17 protein-coding genes are annotated in these 17,980 nt (G+C 68.4%); 11 read left to right on the top strand and 6 right to left on the bottom strand.

The window, feature by feature from the left end; translation table 11 throughout:
• Window positions 1–42 precede the first annotated feature (42 nt).
• A complete protein-coding gene (glmS, locus tag ASD05_RS22620; protein WP_056597313.1) occupies window positions 43–1,923 on the bottom strand; it encodes a glutamine--fructose-6-phosphate transaminase (isomerizing) in 1,881 nt (626 codons plus the stop codon).
• A gap of 139 nt (window positions 1,924–2,062) precedes the next feature.
• Between glmS and ASD05_RS22625 the strand changes: the two genes are divergently transcribed.
• Window positions 2,063–2,554, top strand: a complete 492-nt coding sequence (locus ASD05_RS22625; RefSeq protein WP_056597315.1) for an Lrp/AsnC family transcriptional regulator — start codon at window positions 2,063–2,065, stop codon at window positions 2,552–2,554.
• Between the two features lie 12 nt (window positions 2,555–2,566).
• On the opposite strand, the gene glmU is transcribed toward ASD05_RS22625, so the two are convergent.
• On the bottom strand, window positions 2,567–3,994 hold the full coding sequence (gene glmU, locus ASD05_RS22630; RefSeq protein ID WP_056597318.1) for a bifunctional UDP-N-acetylglucosamine diphosphorylase/glucosamine-1-phosphate N-acetyltransferase GlmU: 1,428 nt from the start codon (window positions 3,992–3,994) through the stop codon (window positions 2,567–2,569).
• Here glmU and ASD05_RS22635 point away from each other — a divergent pair.
• Window positions 3,993–4,880, top strand: a complete 888-nt coding sequence (locus ASD05_RS22635) for a DUF6279 family lipoprotein (protein WP_056597320.1) — start codon at window positions 3,993–3,995, stop codon at window positions 4,878–4,880. The two genes, glmU and ASD05_RS22635, sit on opposite strands and share 2 nt — an antisense overlap.
• 13 nt (window positions 4,881–4,893) lie before the next feature.
• Here the strand turns inward: ASD05_RS22635 and ASD05_RS22640 are convergent, their stop codons facing one another.
• Window positions 4,894–5,664 carry a Crp/Fnr family transcriptional regulator gene (locus ASD05_RS22640; RefSeq protein ID WP_235508065.1) on the bottom strand — a complete coding sequence of 257 codons (771 nt, stop codon included), beginning with the start codon at window positions 5,662–5,664 and terminating at the stop codon, window positions 4,894–4,896.
• Window positions 5,665–5,755: 91 nt separating this feature from the next.
• Here ASD05_RS22640 and ASD05_RS22645 point away from each other — a divergent pair, with 91 nt between their 5' ends.
• A complete protein-coding gene (locus ASD05_RS22645; protein ID WP_056597324.1) occupies window positions 5,756–6,172 on the top strand; it encodes a BLUF domain-containing protein in 417 nt (138 codons plus the stop codon).
• A 76-nt stretch (window positions 6,173–6,248) separates the two neighbouring features.
• Here ASD05_RS22645 and ASD05_RS22650 read toward each other — a convergent pair whose 3' ends face one another.
• Entirely contained in the window at window positions 6,249–6,566 is a 318-nt protein-coding gene (locus ASD05_RS22650; RefSeq protein ID WP_056597326.1) for a DUF2917 domain-containing protein, read from the bottom strand.
• Between the two features lie 173 nt (window positions 6,567–6,739).
• Between ASD05_RS22650 and ASD05_RS22655 the strand changes: the two genes are divergently transcribed.
• Window positions 6,740–7,723, top strand: coding sequence for a LysR substrate-binding domain-containing protein (locus tag ASD05_RS22655; protein WP_007831501.1), 984 nt, complete (start codon window positions 6,740–6,742; stop codon window positions 7,721–7,723).
• 9 nt (window positions 7,724–7,732) lie between these two features.
• Here the strand turns inward: ASD05_RS22655 and ASD05_RS22660 are convergent, their stop codons facing one another.
• Window positions 7,733–8,350, bottom strand: coding sequence for a 5-formyltetrahydrofolate cyclo-ligase (locus tag ASD05_RS22660; protein WP_056597329.1), 618 nt, complete (start codon window positions 8,348–8,350; stop codon window positions 7,733–7,735).
• 9 nt (window positions 8,351–8,359) lie between these two features.
• On the opposite strand from ASD05_RS22660, the gene ASD05_RS22665 reads away from it, so the two are divergent.
• The 3 genes from ASD05_RS22665 to ASD05_RS22675 all read left to right on the top strand — a co-directional run bounded on the left by ASD05_RS22665 (window position 8,360) and on the right by ASD05_RS22675 (window position 11,730).
• Window positions 8,360–10,393: a lytic transglycosylase domain-containing protein gene (locus ASD05_RS22665; RefSeq protein WP_056597331.1), complete on the top strand. Its 2,034-nt coding sequence runs from the start codon at window positions 8,360–8,362 to the stop codon at window positions 10,391–10,393.
• A 10-nt stretch (window positions 10,394–10,403) separates the two neighbouring features.
• A complete protein-coding gene (locus ASD05_RS22670) occupies window positions 10,404–10,931 on the top strand; it encodes an MgtC/SapB family protein (RefSeq protein WP_056597334.1) in 528 nt (175 codons plus the stop codon).
• Between the two features lie 112 nt (window positions 10,932–11,043).
• On the top strand, window positions 11,044–11,730 hold the full coding sequence (locus ASD05_RS22675) for a glutathione S-transferase family protein (RefSeq protein WP_056597336.1): 687 nt from the start codon (window positions 11,044–11,046) through the stop codon (window positions 11,728–11,730).
• Between the two features lie 22 nt (window positions 11,731–11,752).
• Here the strand turns inward: ASD05_RS22675 and ASD05_RS22680 are convergent, their stop codons facing one another.
• Window positions 11,753–12,478 carry an OmpW/AlkL family protein gene (locus tag ASD05_RS22680; RefSeq protein ID WP_056597338.1) on the bottom strand — a complete coding sequence of 242 codons (726 nt, stop codon included), beginning with the start codon at window positions 12,476–12,478 and terminating at the stop codon, window positions 11,753–11,755.
• A 163-nt stretch (window positions 12,479–12,641) separates the two neighbouring features.
• Here ASD05_RS22680 and ASD05_RS22685 point away from each other — a divergent pair, with 163 nt between their 5' ends.
• The 4 genes from ASD05_RS22685 (at window position 12,642) to otsA (ending at window position 17,979) form a co-directional block, all read left to right on the top strand.
• Window positions 12,642–13,805, top strand: a complete 1,164-nt coding sequence (locus ASD05_RS22685) for a hypothetical protein (protein ID WP_056597340.1) — start codon at window positions 12,642–12,644, stop codon at window positions 13,803–13,805.
• An 81-nt stretch (window positions 13,806–13,886) separates the two neighbouring features.
• Window positions 13,887–14,678, top strand: a complete 792-nt coding sequence (gene otsB / locus ASD05_RS22690) for a trehalose-phosphatase (protein WP_056597342.1) — start codon at window positions 13,887–13,889, stop codon at window positions 14,676–14,678.
• Window positions 14,675–16,597 carry a glycoside hydrolase family 15 protein gene (locus ASD05_RS22695; protein ID WP_056597344.1) on the top strand — a complete coding sequence of 641 codons (1,923 nt, stop codon included), beginning with the start codon at window positions 14,675–14,677 and terminating at the stop codon, window positions 16,595–16,597. Before otsB ends, ASD05_RS22695 begins: the two co-directional genes overlap by 4 nt.
• A complete protein-coding gene (gene otsA, locus ASD05_RS22700) occupies window positions 16,594–17,979 on the top strand; it encodes an alpha,alpha-trehalose-phosphate synthase (UDP-forming) (RefSeq protein WP_056597346.1) in 1,386 nt (461 codons plus the stop codon). The genes ASD05_RS22695 and otsA overlap by 4 nt, the downstream gene beginning before the upstream one ends.
• The last annotated feature ends 1 nt before the right edge of the window (window position 17,980 follow it).

A 17,980-nucleotide genomic window follows, 5' to 3' on the forward strand; every position in this document is an offset into this window, starting at 1 on the left:
ATTAATGGCAAAGAACACTTTGATTCAGGCCAGACGCCGCGCTCACTCCACCGTTACGCTCTTCGCCAGGTTGCGCGGCTTGTCCACGTCCGTCCCCCGCGCACACGCCGTGTGATACGCCAGCAGCTGCAGCGGCACGACGTGCAGGATCGGCGAGAGCGCGCCGTAGTGTTCCGGCATGCGGATCACGTGCAGCCCTTCGCTGCTCGTGATCTTCGTGTCGCCGTCGGCCAGCACGTAGAGCACGCCGCCGCGCGCGCGCACTTCCTGCAGGTTGCTCTTGAGCTTTTCGAGCAGCGCATCGTTCGGTGCGACGGCCACCACGGGCATCTCGCTCGTCACCAGCGCGAGCGGACCGTGCTTGAGTTCGCCGGCGGCATAGGCCTCGGCGTGGATGTAGGTCACTTCCTTGAGCTTGAGCGCGCCTTCGAGCGCGATCGGGTAGTGCAGCCCGCGGCCCAGGAACAGCGCGTTGTCCTTGCGCGCGAAGTCCTCGGCCCAGCCGATGATCTGCGGCTCCAGCGCCAGCACCGACTGCAGCGCGACAGGCAGGTGGCGCATCTCCTTCAGGTAGCGCGCCTCGTCGGCTTCGCTCAGCCGGCCCTTGGCCTGCGCAATGGCCAGCGTGAGCAGGAAGAGGCCCGCCAGCTGCGTGGTGAAGGCCTTGGTCGACGCCACGCCGATCTCCACGCCCGCCCGCGTGATGTACGCCAGCTTGCACTCGCGCACCATCGCGCTGGTGGCCACGTTGCAGATGGTCAGCGTCTGCTCCATGCCCAATGAGCGCGCATGCTTCAGCGCGGCCAGCGTGTCGGCGGTTTCGCCCGACTGGCTGATGGTGACGACCAGCGTCTTCGGATCGGGCACGGAGTCGCGGTAGCGGTATTCGCTCGCGATCTCGACCTGCGTGGAAATCTTCGCGATGCCTTCGAGCCAGTACTTGGCGGCGCAGCCGCTGTAGTAGCTGGTGCCGCAGGCGAGGATGAGGATCTTGTCGATGTCCTGGAACACGCGGTAGGCGCTGGCACCGGTGGCGCCATCCTGGCCGATGCCGTCGAACAGCTCGGGCACGATGCCTTCCACGCCTTCGAGCGTGTCGCCGATGGCGCGCGGCTGCTCGAAGATTTCCTTCTGCATGTAGTGGCGGTAGGGGCCGAGCTCGGCCGCGCCGCTGTGGGCCTGCACGGTGCGCACGACGCGCGTCACGGGCTTGTGGTTCCTGTCGACGATCCAGTACTTGCCGGGCTGCACGTCGACCACGTCGCCTTCTTCGAGGTAGATGATCTGGTCGGTCACGCCGGCCAGGGCCATCGCGTCGCTGGCGAGGAAGTTCTCTGCGCCGTCCTTGCCTGCACCGAGGATCAGCGGCGAACCCGCGCGCGCGCCCACCACGCGCTGCGGTTCGTCGCGGCAGATCACGGCGATGGCGTAGGCGCCGTGCAGCTGCAGCACGGCCGCCTTCACGGCCTCGAACAGGTCGCCGTCGTAGAGGCTGTCGACGAGGTGGGCGATGACCTCGGTGTCGGTCTGGCTCTCGAACACGTAGCCCCTGGCTTCGAGCGTGGCGCGCAGGGCTTCGTGGTTTTCGATGATGCCGTTGTGCACGAGCGCGATGCGGCCTGGGCGCGCGGCCGGCGCATCGGCACCGGGGCCATGGCTGAAATGCGGGTGGGCGTTGTGCACCGCTGGCGCACCGTGCGTGGCCCAGCGCGTGTGGGCGATGCCGGTGAGGCCTTCGACCTTGTCGTCGCGCACCTGCGCCACGAGGTCGGCCACGCGCGAGGTGGTGCGCGCCCGCGTCAGGCCGCCAGCGTGCACCGCCACGCCGCACGAGTCATAGCCGCGGTATTCGAGCCGCTGAAGGCCCTGGACCAGGACCGGAACGATGTTGCGATGGGACGCTGCCCCGACGATGCCGCACATGGTGAGCTGCCTTTTGAATGGAGAGGAGCCTGAATGGTAGGCAGGCTCGAAAGAAATATGCCTTCTTAATAATGGTTGTTTTGGACTTTTATTTCGTGCAATCTCACATATGGATTTTTATTCCATAATTTCATCCGATATGGAATCAATATCGCTAGATTCAATAGACCTGCGCTTGCTCGACGCCCTGCAGCGTGACGCCTCGCAGACCAACCAGCGCCTGGCCGCCGATGCCGGCATCTCGCCGCCCACCTGCCTGCGCCGGGTGCAGCGGCTGCGCGAGGAAGGGCTCATCGAACGCCAGGTCGCGCTGCTGTCGCCCGACCGGCTCGCCGCGGCGCTGGGCCACGGCCTGCAGGCAGTGATCGAGATTTCGCTCGACCGGCAGGACGCCGCGTCGCTCGACGCCTTCGAGGCCCGCGTGATCGCCGACGACGCGGTGCAGCAGTGCTGGCGCGTGTCGCCGGGGCCGGACTTCGTGCTGGTGGTGGCCGCGCGCGACATGCCGGACTACGGCGCGCTCACGCAGCGCCTGTTCACGACCGATGCGAACGTGCGCAACGTCAAGGCCTTCTTCAGCCTCAAGCGCGCCAAGTTCGAGCCCCGGATGCCGCTGGCACCCCGGGCATGAGGAAGAAGGCGATCAGGCCTTCGGTTTTTTCTGTGGGCGCTTCCAGTTCGGGAAACTGACCTGCTTGCCGCGCGCCACGGTCAGCGCGCCCGGCTCGGTCGACTTGTTGACGGTCGACCCACCTCCGATGGTGCCGCCCGCACCGATGGTGACCGGCGCCACCAGCACGCAGTTGCTGCCCACGTGCACGTCGTCGCCGATCACGGTGCGGTGCTTGTTGGCGCCGTCGTAGTTGGCGGTGATGCTGCCCGCGCCGTAGTTGACGCGCTCGCCCACGGTGGCGTCGCCCAGGTACGCCAGGTGGTTGGCCTTGGCGCCGGGGGCCAGTGTCGAGTTCTTGACCTCGACGAAGTTGCCGATGTGCACCTCGGCGCCCAGTTGCGCGCCGGGACGCAGCCGCGCGAAGGGGCCGACGAGTGCGCCCGCGCCCACCGTCACGCCGGCCTTCTCGCCGTCGACGTGGGTGAACGGGTGGATCACTGCACCGGCCTCGATGCGCGCATTGGCAATCACGCAGTTGGCACCGATGCGCACGCCCTCGCCCAGCGACACCACGCCTTCGAAGATGCAGTTGACGTCGATCTCCACGTCGCCCGCGCATTCGAGCGTGCCGCGAAGGTCGAAGCGCGCCGGGTCGGCCAGGCGCACGCCCTGCTCCATCAGCGCGTTGGCCTGGCGCAGCTGCCAGGCACGTTCGAGCGCCGCGAGCTGGGCGGGGCTGTTGATGCCGGCCACCTGAAGAGCGTCGGCGGTGACGTGCGCGACCACGGGCACGCCGTCGGCGGCGGCGAACTTCACCACGTCGGTCAGGTAGTACTCGCCCTGCGCGTTCCTGTTGTCCAGCCGCGCGAGCCAGCCCTTGAGCAGACGCGCGGGCACGGCCATCACGCCGCTGTAGATCTCGCGCACGGCGCGCTGCGCTTCGCTTGCGTCCTTGTGCTCGACGATGGCGGTGACCTCGCCCCCGCCCGCCGCGCGGATGACGCGGCCGTAGCCGTTCGGGTCGTCGAACTCGATGGTCAGCAGCGCGAGCCGCTGCCCCCCGCTGGCCGCGATGAGCGCACGCAGCGTGTCCTCGCCGATCAGCGGCACGTCGCCCGACAGCACGACCACCGTGCCGTCGTCCGGCAGCAGCGGTGCGGCCTGCTGCACCGCGTGGCCGGTGCCGAGCTGCGGCTCCTGGCGCGCAAAGCGCAGCGTGGCGCCAGGGATGCCGCTGGCCAGCGAAGCCTCGACTTCGGCCGCGCCGTGGCCGGTGACAACCACCACGCTGCGTGCACCGATGCGCGCGGCGGTGCCCGCCACATGCGACAGCAGGGCGCGGCCACCCAATCGATGCAACACTTTGGGCAGCCTGCTTTTCATGCGCGTGCCCTTGCCGGCGGCCATGATGACGATGTCGACCGGCCCCTGGTTGTCTTGTTGCGGAGTTTGATTCATGCGTTTTTCTTCCCGATTTCGTTGCGCTGCAGTGGCGCGGATTATCGGCGTGCTGCTTGCTGCCGCCGCCCTGGGCGCCTGCAGCGCGATCAAGCTGGCCTACAACAACCTGCCCACGGTGAGCTACTGGCGGCTCGATGCCTACCTGGACTTCAACGGTGCGCAGACTCCGAAGGTGCGCGACGAGCTGGAGCAGTTGCTGGCCTGGCACCGGCAGAACGAGCTGCCGCGCATCGCCTCGCTGCTGCAGGAGGCGCAGGCGCTGGCGCCGGGCGAGGTGACGCCGGCGCAGGTATGCGCCATGACCGACCGCATCCGCGAGCGCCTGCTGGCCGTGACCGAGCGCGCCGAGCCCGCCGGCACCGAACTGGCGCTCAGCCTGAGCGAGGCCCAGCTGCAGCAGCTGGAACGCAAGTACGCGAAGATCAACGCCGAATTCCGCAAGGGCTGGCTCGAGCGCACCCCGGCGCAGGTGCAGCAAAAGCGCTACGACCGGTTCCTCGACCGGGCCGAGGATTTCTATGGCCGGCTCACCGACGAGCAGCGCGACCTGCTGAAGCAGCAGGCGGCGCAGTCGGTGTTCGACCCGCAGCTGACGGATGCCGAGCGCCGCAGGCGCCAGCAGGACGCACTGGCGGTGCTGCGCGGCTTCGTCGCCGGCAAGCCATCGCCCGCCGAGGCGCGCGCCGCGCTGCACGACTACATCCAGCGCATTGCAGAGCCGCCGCCCGGCCCCTGGCGCGAACATCAGCAGGCGCTACGGCAGGAAGATTGCCGCAACACGGCGGCGCTGCACAACAGCACCACCGCCAGCCAGCGCACGCAGGCCGTGCGCCGGCTGCAGGCCTACCAGGAAGACCTGCGCGAGCTGGCGGCCACGCGCTGAAGGACCCGTCTCCTCAGATCAAGGGCGTGGGACGCATCGGGCGCTCGAAGTAATCGCCCAGCTTTTCCAGCGCATGCGGCTCCATGATGCGCAGCCAGCCGGCGTCGATCTTGTAGAACCCCAGGCGCTGCAGCCTCCGCAGCGTCTTGTTGGTGTGCACCAGCGAGAGCCCGAGCGCGTCGGCGATGTGCTGCTGGTTGAACGGAAACTCGACCCAGCCGTCGCGCACCATGCCCACGCGCTCCGCGCGGCGGTACAGGTGCATCAGCAGCATGGCCACGCGCTCGCCGGCGTTGCGCCGCCCCGAGGTGACGAGGCTGTCGTCGACCATCTTTTCTTCGCCCGCCACCAGCCAGGTGATGTCGTAGCCGAGCTTGGGCTGGGCATGGAACAGCTCCCAGAGCCGCTCGCGCGAGAACGCGCACAGCGTGACGTCGGTCACTGCCTCGACGCCGTGCGTGTGGCCGTCGGCGAACTCGTCCTGCAGGCCAAGGAAGTCGCCGGGCAGCAGGAAGCTCAGTATCTGCCGCCGGCCGTCGCTCAGGGTCTTGTAGCGAAAGGCCCAGCCCGCATAGAGGGTGAAGAGCTGCGGGCTGCGCCGGTGCTCGTCGATGATCGAGCTGCCGGCTTCCACGCGCCGGGAGCCGACGCGAAACGCCTGGATGGTCGCGAGTTCCTCGCCCGAGACCGGCAGGAACGCATCGAGGCGGCGCAATGCGCATTGGTCGCACGGATTCATGCCCTGGGGAGGCGACGCGGCGACGGGATAGTCCTCGAATTTCACGCTTCACTATAGGCCGTTTGCCTGTGTCTTTTGACATTTCGCGGCGTCCCCGGGGTTCCTACACTGCACACGTCCTCCCCCCGCAAGACGCATGACAGACGAACAACGGCAGAAACTCCCGCTCCACGAGGTCCTTTACTGCAGCACGCTGGCCCAGGACCAGTCCCCGGCCGCCGTGGGGTCGATCACTTCCCGGGCACGCGCGCGCAACGCGGAGCGCGGCATCACGGGGCTGCTGGTGTTCGACGGCCTGCGTTTCTGTCACCACCTGGAAGGCCCGCGCGAGGCCGTCGACACGCTGATGCGGCAGATCGAGCAGGACCCGCGCCACGTCGACGTCAGGGTGCTCTACGAGGCGCCCCTGGAGGCCCGCCGCTACAGCGGCTTTGGCATGGGGCTGGCCGAATGCGAGGGCCTCGACCTGATGGCCGGCGTGCAGGTGCTGGACGGCGAGGCGGCCCTGCGGCACTTCCTGGAACTGCGGCCCAGCTTCGACATCAACTGCTAAATGGAGCGGTTGGATTCCCCAAAAGAGAAAAGCGGCCCGAAGGCCGCTTTTTCAGCTCCTGGAGGCGGACGGTCGATCAGGCGTTGTCCCAGCTGTAGGTCGCGCCGTAGCCGTCCCACGCCTCCATCACGATGCGCTGGCCCGCGGCCACCGTCAGCGATTCGCCGGGTGCGAGTACCAGGTCTTCGCTGGGATTGCGCAGCGTGGCGTCGGGCGTGATCCACACCCGGCCCTGCTTGACCCGCAGGATGCTGGCCGACCGTGCCTTCAGGCTCATTGCCTCGCCGGGGGCGATCTGCCAGGCGCCACGGCGAACGGCCGGCGGAACGGCGGCGGCGCGAGCGGGAACGGACAGGGGCGAGAACGATTCGGTGGTGCAGACAGCGGTGGACATGGTGTAACTCCTTGGGCTTTGCCGAAGCGCTTGACAGAAAGAGGCAATAGCGCAGTTCGGGAATGAATGATCGTTTCTACGGCGTTGGCGGTCCAATGAAAACGAGTTAGCCTACTGATGCGCGTTCAGCATCAATCGACCTGGACGCCGACTCGCCCTCCAAAGTCATACCCATGCAACATTCGCAGACCCATTTGCGCTCCCGCCCGATCTCCGCCGGGCACCTGCGCGCCTTCGAGGCGGTGGCCAGGCACCTGAACTTCCGCGCCGCGGCGGAAGAAATGGCGCTGACCCAGTCGGCCGTGAGCCGCCAGATCCAGTCGCTCGAGGAAGAGGTGGGCGTGGCCCTGTTCCTGCGCCATACGCGCGCGGTGGAGCTCACGAGCGCCGGCGCCCTGCTGCTGCTGGCGGTGCAGCAGTCGCTGCCGCGCATCGACATGGCCGTGCGCCAGATCCGCCAGAGCGCGGGGCGCCAGAGCGTGTCGCTGACCACCTTCGCCTCGTTCGCCTCGATGTGGCTCATTCCGCGGCTGGAGGCCTTCCAGCGCGACAACCCCGAGATCGACATCCGCATCGACGCCAGCGACGTCGCGGTCGACCTCGAAGTGGCCGACGTGGACATCGCCCTGCGCTACGGCCCGCGTGAAAGCATGCCGGCCGGCGCCGTGCGCCTGTTCGGCGAAACGCTGACGCCCGTGGCCAGCCCCTGGCTGCTGAAGAGCAACCCGCCCATCAAGACGCCCGCGGACATCACCCGGTTCACGCTGATCGAGGCCGGCGACGCGCACCGCACGCACCTGGAGTGGCTGACCTGGCGTCGCTGGTTCGAGGTGAACGGGCTGGAGCGCGCGCAGCCCAAGCGCTGGCTCTATTTCAACTACGCCTACCAGATGGTGCAGGCCGCGCTGACCGGCCAGGGCGTGACGCTGGCTCGCAGTTCGCTGATTGCCGAGAGCCTCGCCAACGGCGACCTGGTGGAGGTGCTGCCGCAGCACCGCATGGACTCGCCGATGTCCTACTGGCTCATCGCCGGGCCGCGCAACGCGCTTCGCCCGGAGATCAGGGCTTTCTGCGACTGGCTGCAGCTGCAGGCCGTGACCACGCGCGAGACCATCGGCGAGGTGCCCGATCCGGACACCGTCGACAACATCGACTGACCGAGCCGCTCAGCTCGTTGGCCAGACGACGCCGTTGTCGTTGAGGATCGCGTCGAGCGGCAAGTCGTGCGCCTCTGGCTCGAAGTCTTCGAGGAAGCCGTGGGTGAACCCAAGCCCCACCGTGAACGGCCGCGGCTCCAGCGCGGCCAGCGTGCGGTCGTAGAAGCCGCCGCCGTAGCCCAGCCGGTAGCCGCCCGCGCTGTAGCCCACGCAGGGCACGAACAGCAGGGTCGGCACGATCAGCTCGGTGTCCTTGGGCTTGGGAATGCCGTAGGCATCTTCTTCCATCTGGCAGCCCGGGTACCAGGCATGGAAGGTCAGCGTCTTGTGGACCTTGTCGATCACCGGCAGTCCGATGCGGCGACGCTGCGGCTCTTCCATCAGCTCACCGTCTTCCTTCCAGCGGTGCAGGGCGGGCAGCGGATCGAACTCGCCCTTGATCGGCCAGTAGGCGCCGATCACGGTGTCGGGCCGGCCCACCAGCCAGATGCGCATCACGCGCTGCAGCAGGTCTGCGCGTGTCAGCCGGTCCGGCATGGCCAGGCGTTGTGCGATCAATGCCTTGCGCAGCTGATCCTTCAGAAAACTCGCCGTCGCCGAAGTGCCGGCATCCTTTGACTTGTCCATAATCCCCCGATGCAGTTCCCAAGCATTTTGGCACCCAAGCGCGCCCACCCGCGCAACACAACCCCCGCACTCGTTTTTTCCGCTGTCCTGGCCCTCGCCGCGTTGCTCTTGCAGCAACCCGCGGCGGCACAGAACGGCAACACCAACGACGACGTGCTGATCCAGATGAAGCAGGCCTTCCAGCGCGGCGACAAAGCCCGCCTGACCGCCCTGCTGCCGCAAGCCCGAGGCCATGCGCTGGAACCCTGGGCCGCCTACTGGGAACTCAAGGCACGCCTGCAGGAAGCCGCCCCCAACGAAGTGCAGGACTTTTTCGCGCGCTACCCCGGCACCTACCAGGAAGACCGCCTGCGCAACGACTGGCTGCTGCTCACCGGCCAGCGCCGCGACTGGGACAACTTCTCCGCCTCGCTCGACGGCTTCCGCATGGGCGACGACGCACAGGTGCGCTGCTACGCGGTCCTGGTCGACACGCTGCGCAGCGGCACCGCCACGCAGGCGCAGGCCGACGAGGTGCGTCGCAGCTGGTTCGCCCAGAAAGACCTGGACGACGGCTGCCTCACCGCCGCGGACCGCATGGTCGCCGCCCGCCTGATGTCGACCAACGACGTCTGGAAGAAGGCCCGCCTGGCCATCGAGGCCAACCGCCCGCAGGCCGCGCGCGCCGCCGTCAACATCGCCGCGCCCGATGCGCTGCCGCTGTTCGACGAGCTCAACGCCAGCTCGGCCAAGTTCCTGACCGGCCGCGCCTTCGTGGCCGCCAAGTCGCGCAAGGAGCTGGTGGTGCTGGCGCTCATCAAGGTCGCCATTGCCGATCCCGAACTGGCCGCCTCGCAGCTCGACAGCAAGTGGGGCCCGATGCTCTCGGCCGAAGAGCGCAACTGGCTCTGGGGCACCATCGGCCGCGCCGCCGCCATCAAGCTGTGGCCGCAGGCCGGCAGCTATTTCGCCAACGTCACGAAGAACGGCGACCTGTCCGACGACATGCTCGGCTGGCGCGTGCGCGCCGCGCTGCGCGCGGGCCAGTGGAAAGAGGTGGCGCCCGCCATCGACGCCATGAGCGAAACCGCCCAGCTCGACCCGACCTGGGTCTACTGGAAGGCCCGCGCCCTGGCCAGCATCGGCGGCGACGACCGCCGCGCCCAGGCCCGCGAGCTCTACCAGAGCATCGCCGGCTCGCGCGGCTTCTACGAAATGCTGGCGCTCGAAGAACTCGGCCAGCGCACCGTGGTGCCCACGCGCCCCGCCCCGCTCACGCCCGAGGAAAAGGCCGCCGCGCGCAACAACCCGGCGCTCGCCCGCGGCCTCTACGCCATCGCGATGGGCCTGCGCCCCGAAGGCACGCGCGAGTGGAACTACGCCACCAACCTGCACGACAAGGGCGGCATGGACGACCGCGCGCTGCTGGCCGCGGCCGACCTCGCCTGCCAGCGCGAGGTGTGGGACCGCTGCATCAACACCAGCGAGCGCACCAAGGGCGTGGTCGACGTGGAGCAGCGCTTTCCCATGCCCTTCCACGACACGGTGCTGCGCAAGGCCCAGGACATCGGCCTCGACCCGGCCTACGTGTACGGCCTGATCCGCCAGGAAAGCCGCTTCATCATGGATGCACGCTCCGGCGTCGGCGCCTCGGGCCTGATGCAGGTCATGCCCGCCACCGCGCGCTGGACGGCCCGCAAGATCGGCATGTCGGACTTCTCGCCCGGCCAGATCAACGACCGCGAGACCAACATCACCATCGGCACCAACTACCTGAAGCTCGCGCTCGACGACTTCGACGGATCGATGGCGCTGGCCGCTGCCGCCTACAACGCCGGCCCCGGCCGCCCACGCAGCTGGCGCAACGGGCCGGTGCTCGACGCGGCCATCTGGGCCGAGAACGTGCCGTTCACCGAGACGCGCGACTACGTGAAGAAGGTGCTGGCCAACACCACCAACTACGCCACCATCATCAGCGGCCGGCCGCAGTCGCTGAAGGAGCGCCTGGGCCGCGTGGGTCCGCGCGACGCGGCCGAGCCGGAACCGAACAAAGACCTGCCCTGAGGCCTGCCCGATGAGCTGGCGCGACGAGGTCCTCGCCACCATCGCGTCCGAGTTCTCGGACGCGGCCGACGTCGCGCAGATCACGCGCATCGTGCTGCGCCTCACGCTCGCGGGCGCACTGGGTTTCGTGCTCGGCTTCGAGCGCGAGCAGCAGGGCAAGGCCGCGGGCGTGCGCACCCACATGCTGGTGGCCATCGGCTCGGCGATGTTCGTGCTGATCCCGCAGCAGACCGGCATCGTGCCAGCCGACATGAGCCGCGTGATCCAGGGGCTGGTGGCGGGCGTGGGCTTTCTCTGTGCCGGCACCATCCTCAAGCAGGGCAAGGACGAGAGCCATGTGCAGGGCCTGACCACCGCCGCGGGGCTGTGGATGACGGCCGCCATCGGCATGGCCTGCGGGCTCGGCCGGGAGACCACCGCCATATTGAGCGCGCTGCTCGCGCTCGCCGTGCTGGCGCTGGTGCCGCACCTCGTGAGCCTGATCGAGCGCATGGGCGGTCCGACGAAGGGCGATGGCGGCGACGCCCGCAAACGCTGAGCGCGGCGCCCCCGCATCAATTCGCGCTGCGTTCGGCATCAATCGCGGCGCAGCGCCCGGCTAGCATCGAAGGCTTTCCCCGAATCCCCGCAACGAACCGGAGGCCCCTCTCATGCGCAAGCTCTATGTCGGCAACAAGAATTACTCGTCATGGTCGATGCGGCCGTGGGTGCTGATGAAGCAGGCCGGCATCGACTTCGAGGAAGTCGTGCTGCGCTTCGATTCGTTCGAGGCCGACTCGCAGTTCAAGCACACCATCGGCGCACTCAACCCGGTGGCCAAGGTGCCGGTGCTGGTGGACGGCGACCTCGTCGTCTGGGACACGCTGGCCATCGCCGAATACCTCGCCGAGGCCTTCCCCGAGAAGCAGCTCTGGCCCCGGTCGGTGGCCGACCGTGCGCGCGCGCGCAGCGTCTGTGCCGAAATGCATTCGGGCTTCGGCGGCCTGCGCAACCATTGCGGCATGAACATCGAGGCTTCGCTGCCCGAAGTGGGTGCGCGGCTGATGAAGGAGGTGCCTGAAGTCGCCAGCGACCTCGCGCGCATCGTGCAGATGTGGAGCGGCCTGCTGGAGGCGCACGGCGGCCCGATGCTGTTCGGCGCCCAGTTCGGCATCGCCGACGCCTACTTCGCACCGGTCGGCACGCGCATCAAGACCTTTGGCCTGCCGGTGCCGCCGCACATCACGGCCTACATCGAGCGCGTGCAGGCGCTGCCGGGCGTCAAGGCCTGGATCGACGATGCACTGGCGGAGAAGGACTTCCTGCCATTCGAAGAGCCCTACCGCACACGGCGCTAGGGTCCTCGAGACAGGCGGCAGGTCAGAACCGATAGGTGGCCGCGAGGTAGGTCACGATGGGGTTCAGCTTCAGGCTGGCCTCGCTGGTGGCCACCGGCAGGCCGGTGACCGAGGTCGTGGTCAGCCTGGCCTTGGTCTTCAGCGGGATGTACGACACCGAGAACGAGAGGCCCCAGTGCTTGTCGAACTGGTAGGCCACGCCGACGTTGACCACGGGTGCGAACGAGCTGTCGAGCTTGGCCGTGGTGTTGACCGCAAACGGCGACTGGTGGAACTGGCTGGCCAGCGCGCCCTGCAGGTTCGGGGTCAGCTTGACACCGCTGTACCAGACGTAGGCGGCGCCCAGGCCGACATAGGGACGAAAGGCGTCGCTGCCCTCGTTGAAGTAGTACTTGCCCAGGATGGTCGGGCTCCACTGGCGGGCCTCGCCGAGCTGGCCGACGCGGCCCAGCGTGCCGGTGCCGTCGAGCCTGAACTTCGGCGGCACGCCGAACACGCCTTCCACCGCCCAGTGGCTGTCGATGAAATACATGGCGCTGAGGCCGAGGGTGTCGGAATCGCTGACGCTTGCGCCGGAGCCGGGCAGCACGGCCGGAATGGGCGAAGTCACGGTCAGCGGCTTGCTGGAATCCTGCGGTGACAGATGGAACCAGCCGGTGCCGAGGACCCAGTCGCCGGCCTGTTGCGCCATCGCACTTCCGGACGCCAAGGCCCCCAGAGTCGCCAGCGCAAACATCGTCTTCTTCATGCGAATTACTCCTTTGGTTGAAAGATCCCTCCGCGGTTTCGGGGGCTGGCTTGTGTCTGCCGCTTGATTTCGTCCGGTCGACGAACGATTACCCGGTCTTCGCCGAAAATTATCGAACGACCGTTCTATTTTTTGAACCCGGGAGTATCCCTACACTGCACCCATGAAGATTTTTCTCGTTGGCGGTGCACTGCGCGACCGCCTGCTGGAGCGCCCGGTGTCCGACCACGACTGGCTGGTGGTCGGCGCCACGCCCGAAGAAATGGTGGCCCGGGGCTACCTGCCCGTGGGACGCGACTTTCCGGTGTTCCTGCACCCCGAGACGCGCGAGGAATACGCGCTGGCCCGCACCGAGCGCAAGAGCGCCCCGGGCTACCGCGGCTTCACCGTGCATGCCGCGCCCGACGTCACGCTGGAACAGGACCTCGCGCGCCGCGACCTGACCGTCAATGCCATCGCGCTGCCGGCCGAGCTGGTGAGCGCCGACGGCCGCTTCGATCCCACGCCCGCCGCGCTGGCCGACCCCTTCCACGGCCAGCGCGACCTGCGCGACAAGGTGCTGCGCCACGTGACCGACGCCTTCCGTGAAGACCCAGTGCGCATCCTGCGCGTGGCGCGCTTCGCGGCCCGCTTCGACGACTTCTCCGTCGCCCCGGAAACGATGGCGCTGATGCGCGAGATGGTCGCGGCCGGCGAGGCCGATGCGCTGGTGCCCGAACGCGTGTGGCAGGAGCTGTCGCGCGGCCTGATGGAAGCGCATCCCTCGCGCATGTTCGAGGTGCTGCGCGACTGCGGCGCGCTGGCCGTGCTGCTGCCCGGGATCGAAACCGGCACGCAACCCATGGCGGCCATCGATGCCGGTGCGCGCCTGCAGGTCTCGCTGGCGGTGCGCTTCGCCTGCCTCATGCGCAGCGTTGGACAACCGCAGCTGCAGCAGGTGTGCGACCGCTGGCGCGTGCCGGTGGACATCCGGGAGCTGGCCGAGGTGGTGGCGCGCGAGCATGGCCACGTCGACGGCAGCGGCGCGCTCGATGCAACGGGTTTGGTGCGCCTGCTGGAGCGCTGCGATGCTTTCCGCAAGCCCGCACGCTTCGCCGAGGCGCTGCTGGCCTGCGAGTGCGATGCGCGCGGCCGGCCCGGCTTCGGCGACGCGACCTACCCGCAGCGCGAGCGCCTGCTCGCGGTGCTGGCAACGGCGGCGGCAGTGCCCACCGACGCGGTGGCGAAGGCTGCGCAGCAGTCGGGTGCCACCGGCCCGAAGATCGGCGAGGCGATCCACCGGGCGCGGGTGGAAGCCGTCGCGGCATCGCTGCCGGCACGAACCTGAAACGGCCGCCCGCTGACGCCAAAGGGAGATTCGGCATTTGCCGACACGCGCGCATGATGTCGCGTGTTATGGTTTTTCCCAATGCCAAAGTCCTCCAGCAACTTGCAGTTGCCTCCTCCGTTAGGCCGGGACGCAGCCCTCTTTCTCGACTTCGACGGTACGCTGGTCGGACTCGCGCCCACGCCTGAAGCCATCGAGATTCCCCCTGCCCTCGTGCCCCTGCTGAGCGATCTGCGCGACCTGCTCGGCGGTGCGCTCGCCGTGGTGTCGGGCCGCCAGATCGATTCCATCGACCGCTTCCTGGCCCCGCTGCGCCTGCCCGCGGCCGGCGAACACGGCGTGCAGCGCCGCAACGCCGAGGGCCACATGCAGGAGCAGCGCGCGCCCGATCTCGCGTCCATCCTCGACATCGCCAACGAACTCGCGCGCGTGCACGAAGGCCTGCTGGTGGAACGCAAGCACGCCGCCATCGCACTGCACTACCGGCTCGCGCCGCAGCTCGAGGCGGTGTGCCGCGACGCGATGTCGCGCGCCATCGCGCACGAACCGCAGCTCGAGCTGATGCACGGCAAGTTCGTGTTCGAGGTGAAGCCCACCGGCGTGCACAAGGGCATCGCCATCGAGGCCTTCATGGCCGAAGCGCCGTTCGCAGGCCGAATGCCGGTCTTCCTCGGCGACGACACCACCGACGAAACCGGCTTTGCCGTGGTGCAGCCGCGCGGCGGCATCGCCGTCAAGGTCGGCTCCGGGCCGAGCCTGGCGCTGCACCGCCTCGACTCGCCGCGCGACGTCTATGAGTGGCTGGTGCAGGCACGCGACCTGCTGGCAGCCCCAGGAAACAAGAACACCGAATCCCCGAGGAGCCCCCGATGAGCGAGCAACAACTGATGAAGGCTCCCGAAGACCGCGCAGGCGAGGCGCTGGCCGGTGCCGCCGGCCCCGACGACAAGGCCCCGGTCGATGCGAAGGCCGCCGCCGCGCCCGGACCGCGCGGCTTCGCGCCGCCGGCCGAGCCTTCGCTGAACGTGGGCGTGATCGGCAACTGCGCCTACAGCGCGCTCATCGACGCACGCGGCCGTGCCGTGTGGTGCTGCCTGCCGCGCTTCGACGGCGATCCGGTGTTCAATGCCCTGCTGCATCCCGGCGAGGACGCCGGCGCCTGGGCCATCGAGATCGAGGACTTCGCCTCCAGCAAGCAGTGGTACGAACCCAATACCGCGGTGCTGCGCACGCAGCTGTTCGACAGCGCGGGCCAGGGCATCGAGATCACCGACTTCGCGCCGCGCTTCTACAGCCGCTCGCGCTACTTCCGCCCGCTGATGATGGTGCGCCGCGTGCGGCCGATCGCCGGTGCGCCGCGCGTGCGCGTGGCGCTCGACCCGCGCTTCCAATGGGGCGCCGTGGCGCCGGAGGAGGTGACGCGCGGCAGCAACCACATCCGCTATGTCGGGCCCGACGTGACGCTGCGGCTGAACACCGACGCCTCGATCTCGCACATCCTCTCGCGCCAGCCTTTCGTGATCTCGCGCGAATACAACTTCATGTTCGGCGTGGACGAGACGCTGCTCGACGGCATCGCCGACACCGCGCGCAAGTTCGAGCAGGAAACCATCTCCTACTGGCGCACCTGGAGCAAGCGCCTGGCCATTCCGTTCGAGTACCAGGAGGCGGTGATCCGCGCGGCCATCACGCTGAAGCTCTCGCTGTACGAGGACACCGGCGCCATCGTGGCCGCCATGACCACCAGCATCCCCGAGGCGCCGGGCAGCCAGCGCAACTGGGACTACCGCTACTGCTGGCTGCGCGATGCCTTCTTCGTGGTGCGCGCGCTCAATTCGCTGAGCGAAGTGGGCACCATGGAAGACTATCTGCGCTGGCTCGGCAACGTGGTGATCGGCTCGCACGGCGAGCACATCCAGCCGCTGTACGGCATCGGGCTGGAGCGCGAGCTGCCCGAGTCCTTCGTCGAGGGCCTGCCGGGCTACCGCGGCATGGGTCCGGTGCGCGTGGGCAACCAGGCGCAGGAGCACTTCCAGCACGACGTGTACGGCAACATCGTGCTCGGCGCGGCACAGGCCTTCCACGACCATCGGCTGCTCAGCCGCGCGGGCGTGGCGGAGTTTCCGCACCTGGAGGCGGTGGGCGAGCAGGCGGTGCGCGTGTACGGCACGCCCGACGCCGGCATGTGGGAGCTGCGCACGCGCGCCCGCGTGCACACCAGCTCGGCGCTGATGAGCTGGGCCGCCTGCGACCGGCTCTCCAAGATCGCACGCGCGCTGAACCTGCCCGAGCGCGCGGCCTACTGGCACGGCCATGCCTCGCGCATGAAGGAAGAGATCCTCGCCAAGTCGTGGTGCGAGGAGCGCCAGGCCTTCGCCGAGAGCTTCGGCGGCCACGAGCTCGACGCGAGCATCCTGCTGATGGTGGAAGTGGGCCTGATCGACGCGCGCGACCCGCGCTTCATCTCCACCGTCGACGCCATGGAGAAGTCGCTCTGCGACGGCCCCTACATGCGCCGCTACGAGGCGGCCGACGACTTCGGCAAGCCCGAGACCGCCTTCAACATCTGCACCTTCTGGCGCATCGACGCGCTCGCCAAGATCGGCCGCAAGGCCGAGGCGCGCCAGATCTTCGAGACCATGCTCGCGGCACGCAACCCGCTGGGCCTGCTGTCGGAAGACACGCATCCGGTCACCGGCGAGATGTGGGGCAACTTTCCGCAGACCTATTCGATGGTCGGCATCATCAATGCCGCCGTGCGGCTGTCGGCGCCCTGGGATTCCTGCATATGAGCCGGCTCGTCGTCGTTTCCAACCGCGTGGCGGACCCGCGCAAGCCGGCGGCCGGCGGCCTCGCCGTGGCGCTCGGCGAGAGCCTGCAGCAAAGCGGCGGCCTGTGGTTCGGCTGGAGCGGACAGATCGTCGAGGAAGGCCCGGCCGGCGAAGGCGAGTTGCACAGGCAGCAGGCCGGCAATGTCACGCTGGCCACCATCGACCTGAGCCGCGAGGACCACGACAGCTACTACCTCGGCTACAGCAACGACGTGCTGTGGCCGGTGTTCCACAACCGCCTGGACCTGGCGCACTTCGAGGCCGGCTTCATCGGCGGCTACCGGCGCGTGAACCAGCTGTTCGCGCGCAAGCTGCTGCCGCTGCTGAAGGACGACGACATCATCTGGGTGCACGACTACCACCTGATCCCGCTGGCGGCCGAGTTGCGCGCCATGGGCTGCAGGCAGCGCATCGGATTCTTCCTGCACATTCCGCTGCCCCCGCAGATCATCACCGCGGCCATTCCGCAACACGCGTGGCTGATGCGCTCGCTGTTCTCCTACGACCTGATCGGCTTCCAGGCGCAGCAGGACGTGCAGCACTTCGAGCACTACGTGCGCAACGAGGCCCACGGCGAGTACCTGGGCAACGACATGTACCGCGCCTACGGGCAGACGGTGCGCAGCAACGCCTTCCCGATCGGCATCGACGTCGACGAGTTCGCGGCGCTCACGCACGCGAAGGAGTCGCGCGACATGTACGAGACCATGAAGCGCGAGTATTCGAGCCGCCGGCTGCTGCTGGGCATCGACCGGCTCGACTACTCCAAGGGCATTCCGCAGCGCGTGCGCGCATTCCGCGAGCTGCTGGCCAACTACCCCGAGAACCGGCGCAGCGCGACGCTGATCCAGATCGCCTCGCCCACGCGCGAGACGGTCGATGCGTACGGCGACATCCGGCGCGAACTCGAATCGCTGTGCGGTGCCATCAACGGCGACTACGGCGAGCTCGACTGGATGCCGGTGCGCTACATCCACCGCATGGTGGCGCGCAAGCGCGTGCCGGGGCTGTGCCGCGCGGCGGCCGTCGGGCTGGTGACGCCGCTGCGCGACGGCATGAACCTCGTGGCCAAGGAATACATCGCGGCGCAGGACCCGGCCGATCCGGGCGTGCTGGTACTGTCGCGCTTTGCCGGTGCGGCCGAACAGCTGAAGGAAGCGCTGCTGGTGAATCCGTACGACACGCACGGCACGGCCGAAACGGTGCAGCAGGCGCTGCAGATGCCGCTCGAGGAGCGGCGCGAGCGGCACCAGAAGCTGCTGTCTCGCATTCGCGAGCAGGACATCCATTGGTGGCGCCGGAGCTTTCTGGATGCGCTGCGGGAGGCTGCGAGCGAGCGCTGAA

Origin of the sequence: Variovorax sp. Root434 (genome assembly GCF_001426595.1) — a bacterium.
Classification (GTDB): domain Bacteria; phylum Pseudomonadota; class Gammaproteobacteria; order Burkholderiales; family Burkholderiaceae_C; genus Variovorax.